This is a genomic window from Synechococcus sp. MIT S9452 (assembly GCF_047304245.1).
GTDB lineage: Bacteria > Cyanobacteriota > Cyanobacteriia > PCC-6307 > Cyanobiaceae > RCC307.
The window spans coordinates 1,729,224-1,742,946 of the sequence record NZ_CP138956.1 but is presented as its reverse complement, the minus strand read 5'-3'; the positions used below and the strand labels follow the sequence as shown (position 1 = coordinate 1,742,946).

Below are 13,723 nucleotides of genomic sequence, written 5' to 3'. Positions count from 1 at the left end.
TCAGTCTTCCCAATGCCGCCAGCTCAAGCTGCGCGGGGCGGAGGTGTGGGATCAAAGCGCTGCAGAGGCAGCACCAGGGTGTGCCAATTGTCGGGACGCTCGGGGCGATCGCGGCGGCTACGGCGAACACCGAAGGGAACCCGCACCACATTGGTGCCTGAGACATTGACCGTTTCACCGCGTGCCAACCGGTCTTGGAAGGGAAGGTTGGGGCCGCTGGTGTGAGAGCCGTGATCGTTGGTGCTCATGGTCTCGCTCAGTAACGGAATCAGGCTTTGTGAGCCCTCGACCGCAGTTGCAACAGATGATGCCGGAAAGGCAAGACGTAAATCAAGAGGAAAACCTTAAATTTACTCTTGTCAAGACTTAACCGGCCGCTCCAGCCAGCTCCTCCACTGAGGGGCAGGTGCAGATCAAATTGCGATCGCCGAAAGCATTGTCGATGCGCGAGACCGCAGGCCAGAGCTTGTTAGTCCGCAGCCCCTGAACCGGATAGGCCGCTTGTTCGCGGCTGTAGGGCCGCTCCCAAACATCAGCTGTCACCGCCGCCAGGGTGTGGGGAGCCCGGCGCAGGGGATTGTCATCGCGATCACACAGGCCGGCCTCGATGGCAGCGGCCTCAGCGCGGATCGCCATCATCGCTTCGACAAAGCGATCGAGCTCCAGCAACGACTCACTTTCAGTGGGCTCCACCATCACGGTGCCGGCCACCGGCCAGGACACGGTTGGGGCATGGAAGCCGTAGTCCATCAAGCGCTTGGCCAGATCATCAACCTCCAAACCAGCGCTGCGCTTGAGCGGGCGCAGATCAAGGATGCACTCGTGGGCGACACGGCCATTGGCGCCGCGGTAGAGCACCGGGAAATGGGGTTCGAGTCGTTCAGCCAAGTCATTGGCAGCCAGCAGAGCCACCGCCGTGGCTTGCCGCAGGCCGGCGCCACCCATCAAGCGGATATACATCCAGCTGATCGGCAGGATGCTGGCGCTGCCCCAAGGGGCTGCTGAAACAGGGCCAATGGCCTGCTCACCGCCGCAGGGCACCAGGGGATGGCCGGGCAGGAAAGGCGCCAAGTGGGCCGCCACAGCAATGGGGCCTACGCCGGGGCCGCCGCCGCCATGGGGGATGCAAAAGGTCTTGTGCAGGTTGAGGTGGCAGACATCAGCGCCAAAGCGACCGGGCTGGCAAACACCCACCTGAGCATTGAGGTTGGCGCCATCGAGATAAACCTGGCCGCCGTGGCGATGGATTAGCGCGCAGATGTCGCTGATGCCCTGCTCAAACACCCCATGGGTGGAGGGGTAGGTGACCATCAAGGCCGCCAACTGATCGGCGTGCTGCTCGGCCTTGGCGGCCAAATCGGCCTGATCGATGTTGCCCGCTTCATCGCATTGCACCGCCACCACCTGCATGCCCGCCATCACCGCACTGGCGGGATTGGTGCCATGGGCACTGGTGGGAATCAGGCAGATGTTGCGGTGGCCTTCACCGCGCTGGCGATGCCAAGCGCGAATCACCAGCAAACCGGCGTACTCGCCTTGGGAGCCGGCATTGGGCTGCAGCGACACCGCCGCAAAACCGGTGATCGTGGCGAGCCACGCCTCCAGCTCGTTGATCAGCTGGTCGTAGCCCTGGCGCTGCGCTGCCGGAACAAACGGATGCAGGCGGTTGAACGCAGCCCAGCTCACCGGCTGCAGCTCAGCAGCGGCATTGAGCTTCATGGTGCAGCTACCCAGCGGGATCATCCCGTGCACCAAGGAGAAGTCCTTGGAAACCAGCCGCTGGATGTAGCGCAGCAGCTCGGTTTCTGAGCGGTAGAGCTGGAACACTTCCTGGGGCAGCCAACCAGCCGGACGCACAGGCAACTCGCCAACGCTCTTGGCCTGCGGTGTGGCGGCCAGCAGCTCGCTAATGGCCGGGGCTGTGCGGCTGCAACCAGCGGCAAAACACTCCAGCAGCGCCTGAACTTCCGCCTCATCGCTGCATTCATCGAGGCTGATGCCAACGCCATCGGGCAGGGGCAGCAGGTTGAAGCCAGCAGCTTCCAAACGCTCGATCCAGCTACCTGGCTGATCCAGCTGCAGGCGCAGGGTGTCAAAGGCGGGAGCGGCAGCCAGCTCAAGGCCCAACTGCTGCAGGCCAGCGGCCAGGGCTGCTGTCAGGCGCTGCACGCGGCGGGCGATGGCGGTGAGGCCATCGGGGCCGTGGTGCACGGCATAAAAACCAGCCATCACAGCCAGCAGCACCTGGGCGGTGCAGATGTTGCTGGTGGCCTTATCGCGGCGGATGTGCTGCTCGCGGGTTTGCAGCGCCAAGCGCAGGGCGGGCTCACCAGCCGCATCGCGGGACATGCCAACTAGCCGGCCTGGGATCTGCCGCTTGTAGGCCTCGGTCGTGGCAAAGAAAGCCGCGTGGGGTCCGCCGAAACCAAGGGGCACACCAAAGCGTTGGGCACTGCCCACCGCGATCTGCACACCCAGCTGCGCGACCGGTGGCATCAGCACCTGGGCAAGGGGATCAACCGCTGCAATCACCAGCACATCAGCGGCCTTGGCGCGGGCAATCACCGCGGTTGGATCCGGGCAGGCGCCACTGGCCGTTGGCAGCTGCAACAGCAGACCAAAGCTGTCGTCGCCGAACTCCATCTCAGCGGGGTCAGCCACCACCAGCTCAATGCCGAGGGGCTCAGCGCGGGTCTGCAGCACCGCCAGGGTCTGGGGGAACAGATCGGCTTGCACATGGAAACGGCGGGCCTGCTTGCGGCGGCAGGCGCCATAGGCCAAGGTCATCGCCTCAGCGGCAGCGGTGGCCTCGTCCAGCAGCGAAGCATTGGCGATCGGCAGGCCGGTGAGCTCGCTGATCAGGGTTTGGAAATTCAGCAGGGCTTCCAAACGGCCCTGGGCAATCTCCGCTTGATAGGGGGTGTAGGCGGTGTACCAAGCCGGGTTTTCCAGCACGTGGCGCTGGATCAACGCTGGGGTGGCGGTGTCGTAGTAACCAAGGCCAATCAGGTTGCGAAGCACCGTGTTGGCTGCGGCGCGCTGTTCAAGCTCGCGCAGGGCTTGGCGCTCATCGCACTCCTGCGGCAAGGCATCACGCGCCTGCTCGGCATCGATCAGGATTTCGGCAGGAACACACTCCTGCAGCAGCTGCTCGAGGTCGCGGCACCCCAAACGCTCCAGCATCTGGGCCTGCTCAGCAGGCGAAGGCCCGAGATGGCGTTGAACAAACCCAGCGCTCAAGAGCCCCCCTCCACTTTGGCGCTGTAGCTGGTGGCATCCATCAGCTGATCCATCTGGGCGGGATCAGCGGGGGTGATCTTCAGCAGCCAACCCTCTTGATAGGGGTCGTTCTGCAGTAGCTCAGGGGTATCGATCACGGCCTGGTTGGCGGCCACCACGGTGCCGGAGACCGGCGCATACATCTCTTCCACCGCCTTGACCGATTCGACGGTGCCAAAGCTGCTGCCCTTCTCGATGCTGGCGCCCACCTCGGGAAGCTCAACAAAGACGATGTCGCCGAGCTGATCAACAGCGAAAGCGCTGATGCCGACTTTGATCCCGTCATCACTGGGGCCGGCGTATTCGTGGCTATCGGCGTAACGCAGCTCGGCCGGGAAGGAGAGGCCCATCGGCTGTTGGCTTTAAAAGTGCGCTCAGTCTGTCGGACAACCCTCCAATCTCGTGAGTGCGGCGGCCAATGCCAAAGCCGCATGAGCGCGGTGGGTGCCCCCCTGGCTGTAGAGCACGTAGGGCTCCCGCAGGGGTCCATCGGCGGAGAACTCACTGGTGCTGCCATCAATAAACGTGCCGCCAGCCATCACCAACTCACTGGCGTAACCAGGCATCGGCGCCGGCACCGGATCGACATAACCGCCGATCGGTGAGCAGGCCTGAAACGCCCGGCACACCTCCTGCAGCGGCTGCGGGGCGCCGAACTTCACCGCCTGGATCACATCGCTGCGCTCTGCGCCGGGCAGCGGTTGCACCGGCAACCCCCGGTTGGCAAACACCTGGGCTACCAGATCGGCACTGATCAAGGCCTCAGCCACCATCTGCGGCGCCAAAAACAGCCCTTGAAACAGCAGCCGGTTGAGATCAAAGCCGGTGCCGCCTTCAGCGCCAATACCTGGAGCGGTGAGCCGGCAGCAGGCCTGCTCCACCAAATCAGCACGGCCGGCCACATAGCCGCCTGTGGGAGCAATGGTGCCGCCGAGGTTTTTGATCAACGAGCCGGCGATTAGATCAGCTCCCACCTCGGTGGGCTCGGTGGCTTCCACCAGCTCGCCGTAGCAGTTATCGACGAACACCAAGCTGGCTGGGCTGTGCTGACGCACCTGCTCCACCAGCCGGCCGATCTGGGCCACCGCCAGCGACGGCCGCCAGCTGTAGCCGCAGCTGCGCTGAATCAGCACCATCCGCGTGGCCGGGCTGAGGGCATCGGCCAAAGCCGGCTCATCAACGCAGCCAGCGGCGGTGAGCTCCAGCTCGTCGTAGTGGATGCCGAACTCAGCCAGGGACCCCTGGCCGCTGCCGCGCAGACCGATCACCTCCTCGAGGGTGTCGTAGGGGCGGCCGGTGATCGAGAGCAACCGGTCGCCTGGACGCAAGACGCCAAACAAGGCAGCGGTGATGGCGTGGGTGCCGCTGACGAACTGCAGCCGCACCGCCGCAGCTTCCGCGCCCAGCACCCGGGCAAAAACGCGATCGAGCGTGTCGCGGCCCAAATCGTTGTGGCCGTAACCACTCACCGAGGCGAAGTGATGGGTGCCCACCCGCTCGGCTTGAAAGGCCGCCAGCACCTTGGCCAGCTGGGGCTGCACCGCAGCGGTGCGCGCTGCCGCAGCAGCGCTGAGTTGCTGCTGGGCGGCGGCAACGGCCTCCCAGGCCTGGGGAGAAGCAGCGGGCCAGGAAGGCACCAAAGCCATCGGGCAACTGAAGGCCAGCCTGCTTCAGCAACGGTTTTCTCTAGCGGGAGCTAAGTTCATCCGGCTTATGCGTCGCAACTGCGACACGGCATCCGCCGTTTACGGAGTCTCTTTTGGTCGTAGCCCCTACAACCGCGCCGACAGCCGCACCCGTTGCAGATGATCTGCACGAGCGGCTCTACGGCCGCCGGCCTCCACTGCCGGCCAGTCAGCGCAAGCTGAAAGTGGGCACGACCCTGTTCATGCTGGCGATGCATGTGGGCGCCGTCTTTGCGCTGCTGCCGCGCTTCTGGAGCTGGCAGGGCCTGGTGGCCTTTGGCGTCCTGTATTGGATGACCGTGCTGGGGGTGACCCTGGGCCTGCACCGGCTGATGGCCCACCGCAGCTTTGAAGCCCCGAAATGGCTCGAACGGGTGCTGGTGGTGATGGGCACCCTTGGCTGCCAAGGCGGGCCTGTGGAGTGGGTGGGTCTGCACCGCCACCACCACAAGTTTTCCGATCAACCCAACGATCACCACGACGCCGGCCGAGGCCTGTGGTGGTCCCACAGCGAATGGATGCTCCACTCCATTCCTGCTCTGAAGCACCTGGATCGTTTCGCTGGCGACATGCGCCGCGATCCCTTCTACAACTGGCTTGATCGCTTTTTCCTGCTGCTGCAGCTGCCCCTGGGCGCGGCTCTCTATTGGATCGGCGAGAACACCGGCGTGCATGGCGGCGGCTTGGGCCTGGTGCTGTGGGCCATCCCCCTGCGCCTCACCGTCGTGTATCACGTGACTTGGCTGGTGAACTCCGCCACCCACGTTTGGGGTTACCGCAACTTCGATTGCCCCGATCGCTCCACCAACTGCTGGTGGGTGGCGATCTTGAGCTTTGGCGAGGGCTGGCACAACAACCACCACGCCTTCCCCCACTCAGCCCGCCACGGTCTGCGCTGGTTTGAGTTCGACATCACCTGGCAGCACATCCGCGCCCTCAAGAGCCTGGGTTTGGCCAAGCGCATTCGCCTGGCCCACTACCGGCCCTGACGCAGGCGCTCCAGCAGCGCCTCAGGCCCTGAGGCCACCAGCTCTTGCATGCCAAGGGCTTCGGTGGTGATCAACAGATCGCCGAGCTCGCTGTCGAACTCGGCGGCGCCGTAATCCCGCAGGCCAGCCATCACTTCAGCAAAACGCTCCCGGCGTTGCCGCTTTTGGGCTGGATAGGCCTCAAGCACCGCTTCGCGGCACTGGCGCCAGGGCTTACCGCCACTGAGCAGTTCCGCCAACGCAGCGCTGAGGGCCGGGGCTTCCTCATCGCTGATGCGCAGATCAAAGCCAGGTGGCAACGGACGCAAACCAATGAAAATCTCCAGCAACTCGCCCGCCGTCAGCGGTGCCCCTGAGGCATCCAGCAACGGCAACGCTGAGATTTTCAGCGCTGCCAGCAACTCCTCTTGGCCTTCCAATTGCTCCAGGCCATCACCGCCTTTGGCCGCTTCGGCGAGCCAGCGGTTGCAGCTGCCCAAGGCCAAAAACACCTCAGGGCCTGGAGAAGAAAGTTTCTGGTTGCGCAGGTTGGAGAGCTGGGAGCTGTGCAACCGGCCGAAATCAAGCTGCTCGGCTAGGGCCGGCAACACCCGGTGCGACCAGCTGTTGCGCTCATGCCAGGCCTTGAGCATGGCGGCAAAGGCGCCGTGTCCGGCTTCGAGCTGTTCGCGGTAGCCCATGGGGCTGGCAATTCACTTTGCCCAGAGTAAGGGCGGTAATCCCAACCCGCATAGCTATGCAATATGGATTCGTATTGTTATTGTTGGCTCATTGATACGGAATCAGTCCAATGACCGTCGCTATTCCAGCGGCAACCATCTCAGCACCAGCCCGCTCGGCTGTGTTGAGTGCGCCGCACCCTGACAAGTCCACCCACTGCGATGGTCCCGGCCGCCGTTGGGGCACTGTTGGCTTTATGGCCGGCATCCACATCCTCGCTGCGGTGGCACTTCTGCCCATGTTCTGGAGCTGGCAGGCCGTCACCAGCCTGGCGGTTCTCTACTGGGTCACCGCCTGCCTGGGCGTGACCATCGGCTACCACCGCCTGCTCTGCCACCGCTCCTTCCGCCTACCCCAATGGCTGGAGCGCTTCTTTGCCACCTGCGGCGCCCTGAGCTGCCAGCACGGCCCGATCGACTGGGTTGGCCTGCACCGCCACCACCACAAGTTCTCCGATACGGATGCTGATCATCACAACAGCAACCGCGGCTTCTGGTGGAGCCACATGGGCTGGATGTTCGAGGAAATCCCCGCCATGGGCGCCGTGCCCCGCTTCTCAGCCGATCTGGCCAAAGACCCCTACTACCGCTGGTTGAACAACAACTTCCTGCTGCTTCAACTGCCCTTGGCTGGCCTGCTGTTCTTAATCGGCAGCCTCACCGGTGCCGGCGGCTGGGCCCTGGTGCTCTGGGGCATCCCCCTGCGCCTGGTGCTCGTCTATCACGTGACCTGGCTGGTGAACTCGGCCACCCACTGCTGGGGCGAAGCCGTCCATGAGAGCGGCGACAAGTCACGCAACAACCCCTGGGTGGCGGCTTTGACCTTCGGTGAGGGCTGGCACAACAACCACCACGCCTTCCCCCACTCGGCCAAGCACGGCCTGGAGCCCGGCCAGATCGATCTCACCTGGCAACACATCCGGCTGATGCGCGCCCTCGGCTTAGCCACACAAGTCCGCCTGCCGGCGGGCTGAGGCTCAGGCCAGGAAGGTAAGATCAACGGCTGGCCTTTTGGCAGTCGAATAGCACCCGGATTCACCCATGGCGAAGCGCGTACAAGTTGTTCTCAGCGAAGACATCCTGAGCCTGGGCAAGGACGGTGATCTTGTGGAGGTGGCTCCGGGTTATGCCCGGAACTTCCTCCTTCCCCATGGCAAAGCACTGCCTGTGACCCCAGCGGTGCTCAAGCAGGTGGAGCACCGCCGCGCCAAGGAAGCTGAGCGGCTGGCGGCCCTGAAAGCTGATGCGGTGGCCTTCCGCACGGCGCTCGACACCATCGGCCGCTTCACCGTTAAGAAGCAAACCGGCGGCGACGACGTGTTGTTTGGCACCGTGACCAACGTCGATGTGGCTGAGGCGATCGAATCGGCCACCAAGAAGCTGGTGGACAAGCGCGACATCACCGTTCCTGAGGTGCACCGCACCGGCAACTACAAGGTTCAGGTCAAGCTGCACCCTGAAGTGGTCGCCGAGATCAATCTGGAAGTGGTCAGCCACTAAGGCCAAACCGCCCGAAACGGGGCAGCATGGTTGTCCCTTTAACGATGGAACGGCGCGATGGTTTCTGTTCCCTTGAATGAACCAGAGAGGGAACGCTCGCGCCGCAAAGATGCGGAACTGTTTGAGGCGACGCCCGAGCAGATTCCGCCGCAGAACTTAGAAGCCGAGGAGATGATCCTCGGCGGCATCCTGCTCGACCCCGATGCCATCGGCCGGGTCGCTGATGTGCTGCAGCCGGAAGCCTTCTACACCGGTGCCCACCGGGAGATCTTCCGCACCGCCTTGATGCTGCACGGCCAGGGCAAGCCCACCGACCTGACGGCGATGGTGGCCTGGCTCGCCGACACCGGCCAACTCGAGAAGGTGGGCGGCAGCAGCCGGCTCAGTGAGCTGGTGGACCGCACCCTCAGCACCGCCTCGATTGAAGAGGTGGCCAAGCTGGTGATGGACAAGCACCTGCGCCGCCAGCTGATCCGCTCTGGCAACGAAGTGATCGGCCTTGGCTTTGATCAGGGCAAGCCGATGGATCAGGTGCTCGATGAAGCCGAGCAGAAGATCTTTGCAATCAGCCAGTCCAAACCCAGCCTGGGGCTGACACCCACCGCGGAAATCCTCACCCGCACCTTTGAAGAAATTGAAACCCGCTCTCTGGGCACCTCAGTGGCGGGCATCCCGGTCAACTTCTACGACCTCGATGCGATGACCCAGGGGCTGCAGCGCAGCGACCTGATCATCGTGGCCGGACGCCCAGCCATGGGGAAAACCTCAATCGTGCTGAACATCGCCAAGAACGTGGCGCAACTGCACGACCTACCGGTGTGCGTGTTCAGCTTGGAGATGAGCAAAGAGCAGCTCACCTACCGGCTGTTGTCGATGGAGGTGGGCATTGAAAGCGGGCGGCTGCGCACCGGCCGGCTCAATCAAGAGGAATGGCCGCTGCTGGGCCAAGGCATCAGCACGCTCGGGCGGCTGCCGATCTTCATCGACGACAAACCCAATGCCGGCGTTTTGGAGATGCGCTCACTCTGCCGGCGCCTGATGGCTGAACAGAGCCGCGAGCTGGGCTTGATCGTGATCGACTACCTGCAGTTGATGGAAGGCTCCGGCTCCGACAACCGGGTGCAGGAGCTCTCGCGCATCACCCGAGGCCTCAAGCAAATGGCGCGCGAACTGAATGTGCCGGTGATCGCCCTTTCCCAGCTCAGCCGCGGCGTGGAAGCGCGCACCAACAAGCGGCCGATGCTCAGCGACCTGCGGGAATCCGGCTCGATTGAGCAGGACGCCGACATCGTGATGATGATTTACCGCGATGAGTACTACAACCCCGAAACTCCCGATCGCGGCATCACCGAAGTGATCGTCACCAAGCACCGCAACGGGCCAGTCGGCACCGTGAAGTTGCTGTTCGAATCGCAGTTCACCCGCTTCCGCAACCTGGCGGCACCTGGGGGCTAGGCGAACACCCAGACGGAATGCAAGCTCCGATAATGAAGCGATGGAGCCAGCTGCGCTGCCCACCGAATCCTTTCAGCTGATCGTTGTCGGCGGTGGTCATGCCGGCTGCGAAGCAGCGCTCACGGCCGCGCGGCTGGGCATCTCCACGGCCCTATTCAGCCTGAACCTCGATCGCATTGCCTGGCAGCCCTGCAACCCAGCCGTGGGCGGGCCAGCCAAAAGCCAGCTGGTGCATGAAGTGGATGCCCTTGGCGGGGTGATTGGCCGCTTGGCCGATGCCACCGCCCTGCAAAAGCGGGTGCTCAATGCCAGCCGCGGCCCAGCGGTGTGGGCCCTGCGCGCCCAAACCGATAAACGCCAATACGCGCGCCAGATGCTGCAGCTGCTGCAGCACACCCCCAACCTCGCCCTGCGCGAAGCGATGGTCACGGGGCTGGAAACCAGCGGTAGCGCCGAGGGCGGTGATCTGTGGATCACCGGCGTGCGCACCTATTTCGGCAGCATCTACAACGCCCAAGCGGTGGTGCTCACCACCGGCACCTTCCTGGGCGGGCGCATCTGGGTGGGCAACCAATCGATGCCAGCAGGCAGAGCCGGCGAGCAACCCGCTGAAGGCCTCACCGAAGCGCTTCAGGCCTTGGGGTTTACAACTGATCGGCTCAAAACCGGCACTCCCGCGCGGGTGGATCGCCGCAGCGTGGCGCTCGAGACCCTCGAAGAGCAGCCCAGCGATGCCCATGAGCGCTGGTTCTCCTTTGACCCCGAAGCCTGGGTGAGCAGCGAACCGATGAGCTGCCACATCACCCGCACCACTGCGGCCACCCATCAACTGATCAAAGACAACCTGCACCTCACCCCGATCTACGGCGGCTTCATCGACAGCAAAGGGCCCCGCTACTGCCCCTCGATCGAAGACAAGATCGTGCGCTTTGCCGATAAGGACTCCCACCAAATTTTTCTCGAGCCCGAGGGGCGCGACACCCCCGAGCTCTACATCCAAGGCTTCTCAACCGGCCTGCCGGAGCGGCTGCAACTGGAGCTGCTGCGCACCCTGCCCGGGCTGGAGCAGTGCGTGATGTTGCGGCCGGCGTACAACGTCGAATACGACTACCTGCCCGCCACCCAACTGCTGCCCTCGCTGCAAACCAAACGCGTGGCAGGCCTATTCAGCGCCGGGCAGCTCAATGGCACCACTGGCTACGAGGAAGCCGCTGCCCAAGGCTTGGTGGCTGGGCTCAATGCGGTGCGCTTGATCCGCGGCCAAGAGCCCGTGCACTTCCCCCGCGAAGGCAGCTACATCGGCACCTTGATCGATGATCTGGTCACCAAGGATCTGCGTGAGCCCTACCGGGTGCTCACCAGCCGCAGTGAATACCGCCTGGTCCTGCGCGGCGATAACGCCGACCGGCGGCTGACGCCATTAGCCCGCGAGCTGGGCCTGATCGATGCGCGGCGCTGGCAGATCTATGAGCGCAAGCAGGAGGGGATTGCAGCGGAAACAAAGCGCCTAGAAACTGTGCGGCTCAAGGTCAGCGATCCTGTTGCGCCAGCGGTGGTGGAGCAAACCGGCGCGGCGATCAAAGGATCCATCACCCTCGCTGATCTGCTGCGCAGGCCCGGCTTTCACAGCAACGATCTGGTGAGCCACGGTCTTGCTGATGGCGAGCTGCCAATCGACGTGCGTGAAGGCGCTGAGATCGATGTGAAGTACAGCGGCTATCTCGCCCGCCAAACCCAGCAGATCGAGCGGGTGCAACGCCAAGGCCAGCGCCCCATCCCCAGCGGCATCGACTTTCACAGCATCACCACCCTCTCCCGCGAAGCCCGCGAACGGCTCAGCGCTGCTCAGCCGCTCAACTTGGGCCAAGCCTCTCGTCTGCCAGGGGTGAGCCCAGCTGATGTCACGGCGCTGCTGCTGTGGCTGGAGTTGCAGGATCGCCAAGCGGCTACCACCACCCTCGCCAGACCTTGAGCTGATCGATAAGTTGGTGCGTTCGCGCCCCAATCCCTGACCAGCTCGACCCTGCCAGATCTGCACCAACGGCATTGCCGCCATCTGGCCTACTGGGATTTGCGCGCCGAGGAAGTCATGGACCGGGTGTTTGCCGCTGTGAATCCCCTAAACGGCACGGCCTTGGTAGCCATTGCTGAGCCAACCCCTCCTGCAACAGCTCCAATTCAAGAGGAGGCCGAAGTGGCTTCACCCCCCTCGCCGTGGCGTCAGCGGCGTTGGTGGCTCCTATTGGGCGCCCTATGCCTATTGAGCAGCAGCGCGGCTGTGACCGCGGGGTTGCTGTGGCGCGGCTGGATGCAAGCCCGCGATGAGCTGCAGCATCAGCGCCAACTGCAATTGATTGAGCGGCTCAAGCCCGCCAGCGAGCCAGCCGCCGCTCCGGCGCCGATGCCGCCACTGCGCGTTGAAATTCCGCCGGTGATTCCGCCAGCCGCAACGCTGGATCCGGCTGGTGAGCCTCCTGCTTCACCCGCAACCAGCGGCACTGTGGCGCCCGAACTGCTGGGTGTGGTGAAAGTGCCCGGCCGCAGCGGCAGCGCGATCTTCACAACAGGCGGAAATTCACTGAGTACAGGCGTTGGCGAACCGATTGGCAGCAGCGGCTGGATCCTGGAGCAGGTACAAGCCGATCGGGTGGTAATCCGCCAAGGCAGCGACAAGCTGCAACTGAGCCTGGGCCGTTAGCGTCAAAACAGCTGGCCAGGCATCAACGCTTTGCCGTCCACATCCCAAACAGGGCTGCTGCGCTCCTCCCCAGAGGTGCTGTGGCGTGATCCAACCCTCAGCGGCACGTTGCTCCGGGGGCCTTGGCGCCTGTGGTTGCTGGGTGATGGCAGCCCCACGCGCCACCTGCAGCTGCTCACCGGCGATCCCGTGGCCATTGATCTGGCGGCCATGGCTCCAGACACAGGCAGCGATTTGCATACCCCCCGGGAGGTGCAGGAGCTGCAAGCCCCATTGCTGCGCCGGCAGGTGTGGCTCACCTGCGGCGGTGAAACCTTGGCCTGGGCCGAGAGCTGGTGGAACCAGCAGCAAGCCGAAGAACACCTCAAGGAAAAGGATCAACCGATCTGGCGCAGCCTCACCAGCAACCGCGCCGAGCTGTTTCGCGAGGTAGATGGCGTGGCCTTGGTGCAAGCCGATTGGTTACACGAACGCCTGCAAGGAGAGGGGCCGTTTTGGAGCCGCCATTACCGCTTCTTCCGCCAAAGCAAGCCCCTGACTGTGATTCGCGAGGTGTTTTCGCCAAAAATCGAGCAATGGCTGGGGCCAGCCATCGACGCAGAAAACAATGAAGTTTTTATAAATATGTTCGGTAATGCTGCGAAACCCTGTTGACAGGTTGCGCGCTTTTTCCCTCGCGTCAGCATTAAGTCATCCGACGAGGGTCTGATGGAATCCCAAGTCAATTGGCTCACACTCACCGACCTGGGTCGCCGCTTTGGCCTCTCAGCGGTGAGCTGCGGCCGCATGCTCAGCACCGCTGGCATGCGCGATGACGACGGCATGCCCAGCGATGTCGCCCTTGATGGCGGCTACGCCTACCGGCGCCCCGACCAAAACGCCAACCGCTCGGTGCTTTGGCATGAAGAGCGCTGCACCGAACTGCTGCAAAGCCTGGGCTTGCACGCCATTGATGAACAGCAGCTGGTCAGCCAGTGGGCGGATCTGCTCTCAGCCCTCGATGAAGGCTCACCCTCGATCAGCGCCTCAGCCGAGCAAATGGCTGAGGACATGCCCAAGCATCTGGTGGCTGCGGTCAATGCCCGACTGCAATTGCTGGGCTGCGGCTTTCAGGTGAGCCCGCTCAAAACAGCGGCACAGGGCAGCTCTGGTAGCCGTACTGCTCCAAGGTGAAGCTGCCGAAGTCGTGCAGGAACTCAACGCCCTGATCACAGGGGTTAGCCACCTCAATCACGATCGGCTGCATCAGAACCGGATCAGCCGCCGCAGCGATCTGAGCAGGATCAGCGGCGGTCATCCCAACACCCATGGCCAACAGGCCGAGCACAGAAGGGTCCACGAGTCTTACCTGAGTCTCATTTTTCTTTAGCCAAGGAACCTGCTTCCGCGCCACCGTTT

The 13,723-nt window shown here is 63.6% G+C and carries 14 protein-coding genes; 8 read left to right on the top strand and 6 right to left on the bottom strand.

Going from position 1 to position 13,723, the window contains the following annotated elements:
- Nucleotides 1–23: 23 nt before the first annotated feature.
- The 4 genes from SIB46_RS09215 to SIB46_RS09200 all read right to left on the bottom strand — a co-directional run bounded on the left by SIB46_RS09215 (nucleotide 24) and on the right by SIB46_RS09200 (nucleotide 4,925).
- Nucleotides 24–248: a hypothetical protein gene (locus SIB46_RS09215; protein WP_043737462.1), complete on the bottom strand. Its 225-nt coding sequence runs from the start codon at nucleotides 246–248 to the stop codon at nucleotides 24–26.
- 118 nt (nucleotides 249–366) lie between these two features.
- Nucleotides 367–3,240 (bottom strand): aminomethyl-transferring glycine dehydrogenase, encoded by a 2,874-nt coding sequence (gcvP, locus tag SIB46_RS09210; RefSeq protein WP_413295865.1) that lies wholly within the window; start codon nucleotides 3,238–3,240, stop codon nucleotides 367–369.
- Nucleotides 3,237–3,629, bottom strand: a complete 393-nt coding sequence (gcvH, locus tag SIB46_RS09205) for a glycine cleavage system protein GcvH (protein WP_413295863.1) — start codon at nucleotides 3,627–3,629, stop codon at nucleotides 3,237–3,239. The genes gcvP and gcvH overlap by 4 nt, the downstream gene beginning before the upstream one ends.
- A 24-nt stretch (nucleotides 3,630–3,653) precedes the next feature.
- Nucleotides 3,654–4,925, bottom strand: a complete 1,272-nt coding sequence (locus tag SIB46_RS09200; protein WP_413295861.1) for an aminotransferase class I/II-fold pyridoxal phosphate-dependent enzyme — start codon at nucleotides 4,923–4,925, stop codon at nucleotides 3,654–3,656.
- A 164-nt stretch (nucleotides 4,926–5,089) separates the two neighbouring features.
- On the opposite strand from SIB46_RS09200, the gene SIB46_RS09195 reads away from it, so the two are divergent.
- Nucleotides 5,090–5,953 (top strand): acyl-CoA desaturase, encoded by an 864-nt coding sequence (locus SIB46_RS09195; protein ID WP_050815562.1) that lies wholly within the window; start codon nucleotides 5,090–5,092, stop codon nucleotides 5,951–5,953.
- On the opposite strand, the gene SIB46_RS09190 is transcribed toward SIB46_RS09195, so the two are convergent.
- Nucleotides 5,941–6,633: a hypothetical protein gene (locus SIB46_RS09190; RefSeq protein WP_413295859.1), complete on the bottom strand. Its 693-nt coding sequence runs from the start codon at nucleotides 6,631–6,633 to the stop codon at nucleotides 5,941–5,943. The genes SIB46_RS09195 and SIB46_RS09190 overlap by 13 nt on opposite strands.
- Nucleotides 6,634–6,869: 236 nt before the next feature.
- Here SIB46_RS09190 and SIB46_RS09185 point away from each other — a divergent pair, with 236 nt between their 5' ends.
- From SIB46_RS09185 to SIB46_RS09155, 7 genes are all read left to right on the top strand, one after another.
- Nucleotides 6,870–7,646 (top strand): acyl-CoA desaturase, encoded by a 777-nt coding sequence (locus SIB46_RS09185; RefSeq protein WP_413297759.1) that lies wholly within the window; start codon nucleotides 6,870–6,872, stop codon nucleotides 7,644–7,646.
- Between the two features lie 67 nt (nucleotides 7,647–7,713).
- A complete protein-coding gene (gene rplI / locus SIB46_RS09180; RefSeq protein ID WP_011936808.1) occupies nucleotides 7,714–8,172 on the top strand; it encodes a 50S ribosomal protein L9 in 459 nt (152 codons plus the stop codon).
- 57 nt (nucleotides 8,173–8,229) lie between these two features.
- Nucleotides 8,230–9,627 (top strand): replicative DNA helicase, encoded by a 1,398-nt coding sequence (gene dnaB / locus SIB46_RS09175; RefSeq protein WP_413295857.1) that lies wholly within the window; start codon nucleotides 8,230–8,232, stop codon nucleotides 9,625–9,627.
- Between the two features lie 40 nt (nucleotides 9,628–9,667).
- Nucleotides 9,668–11,599 carry a tRNA uridine-5-carboxymethylaminomethyl(34) synthesis enzyme MnmG gene (gene mnmG, locus SIB46_RS09170; RefSeq protein WP_413295855.1) on the top strand — a complete coding sequence of 644 codons (1,932 nt, stop codon included), beginning with the start codon at nucleotides 9,668–9,670 and terminating at the stop codon, nucleotides 11,597–11,599.
- A 117-nt stretch (nucleotides 11,600–11,716) separates the two neighbouring features.
- Nucleotides 11,717–12,325, top strand: a complete 609-nt coding sequence (locus SIB46_RS09165) for a hypothetical protein (protein WP_413295853.1) — start codon at nucleotides 11,717–11,719, stop codon at nucleotides 12,323–12,325.
- A 57-nt stretch (nucleotides 12,326–12,382) separates the two neighbouring features.
- Nucleotides 12,383–12,979, top strand: coding sequence for a chorismate lyase (locus SIB46_RS09160; RefSeq protein ID WP_413297757.1), 597 nt, complete (start codon nucleotides 12,383–12,385; stop codon nucleotides 12,977–12,979).
- A gap of 54 nt (nucleotides 12,980–13,033) precedes the next feature.
- The gene (locus tag SIB46_RS09155; protein ID WP_413295851.1) at nucleotides 13,034–13,498 is read left to right on the top strand and encodes a hypothetical protein; all 465 of its coding nucleotides are present in this window, start codon (nucleotides 13,034–13,036) and stop codon (nucleotides 13,496–13,498) included.
- Here the strand turns inward: SIB46_RS09155 and SIB46_RS09150 are convergent.
- The gene (locus tag SIB46_RS09150; RefSeq protein ID WP_413295849.1) at nucleotides 13,449–13,664 is read right to left on the bottom strand and encodes a hypothetical protein; all 216 of its coding nucleotides are present in this window, start codon (nucleotides 13,662–13,664) and stop codon (nucleotides 13,449–13,451) included. The genes SIB46_RS09155 and SIB46_RS09150 overlap by 50 nt on opposite strands.
- Nucleotides 13,665–13,723: the final 59 nt, after the last annotated feature.

Bases quoted from the DNA above. Each gene is read 5' to 3' on its own strand.
- gcvH (WP_413295863.1), bottom strand. From the start codon at position 3,629: ATGGGCCTCTCCTTCCCGGCCGAGCTGCGTTACGCCGATAGCCACGAA.
- SIB46_RS09190 (WP_413295859.1), bottom strand. From the start codon at position 6,633: ATGGGCTACCGCGAACAGCTCGAAGCCGGACACGGCGCCTTTGCCGCC.
- SIB46_RS09200 (WP_413295861.1), bottom strand. From the start codon at position 4,925: ATGGCTTTGGTGCCTTCCTGGCCCGCTGCTTCTCCCCAGGCCTGGGAG.
- rplI (WP_011936808.1), top strand. From the start codon at position 7,714: ATGGCGAAGCGCGTACAAGTTGTTCTCAGCGAAGACATCCTGAGCCTG.
- SIB46_RS09215 (WP_043737462.1), bottom strand. From the start codon at position 248: ATGAGCACCAACGATCACGGCTCTCACACCAGCGGCCCCAACCTTCCC.
- mnmG (WP_413295855.1), top strand. From the start codon at position 9,668: ATGGAGCCAGCTGCGCTGCCCACCGAATCCTTTCAGCTGATCGTTGTC.
- dnaB (WP_413295857.1), top strand. From the start codon at position 8,230: ATGGTTTCTGTTCCCTTGAATGAACCAGAGAGGGAACGCTCGCGCCGC.
- SIB46_RS09155 (WP_413295851.1), top strand. From the start codon at position 13,034: ATGGAATCCCAAGTCAATTGGCTCACACTCACCGACCTGGGTCGCCGC.
- SIB46_RS09165 (WP_413295853.1), top strand. From the start codon at position 11,717: ATGGACCGGGTGTTTGCCGCTGTGAATCCCCTAAACGGCACGGCCTTG.
- SIB46_RS09185 (WP_413297759.1), top strand. From the start codon at position 6,870: ATGGCCGGCATCCACATCCTCGCTGCGGTGGCACTTCTGCCCATGTTC.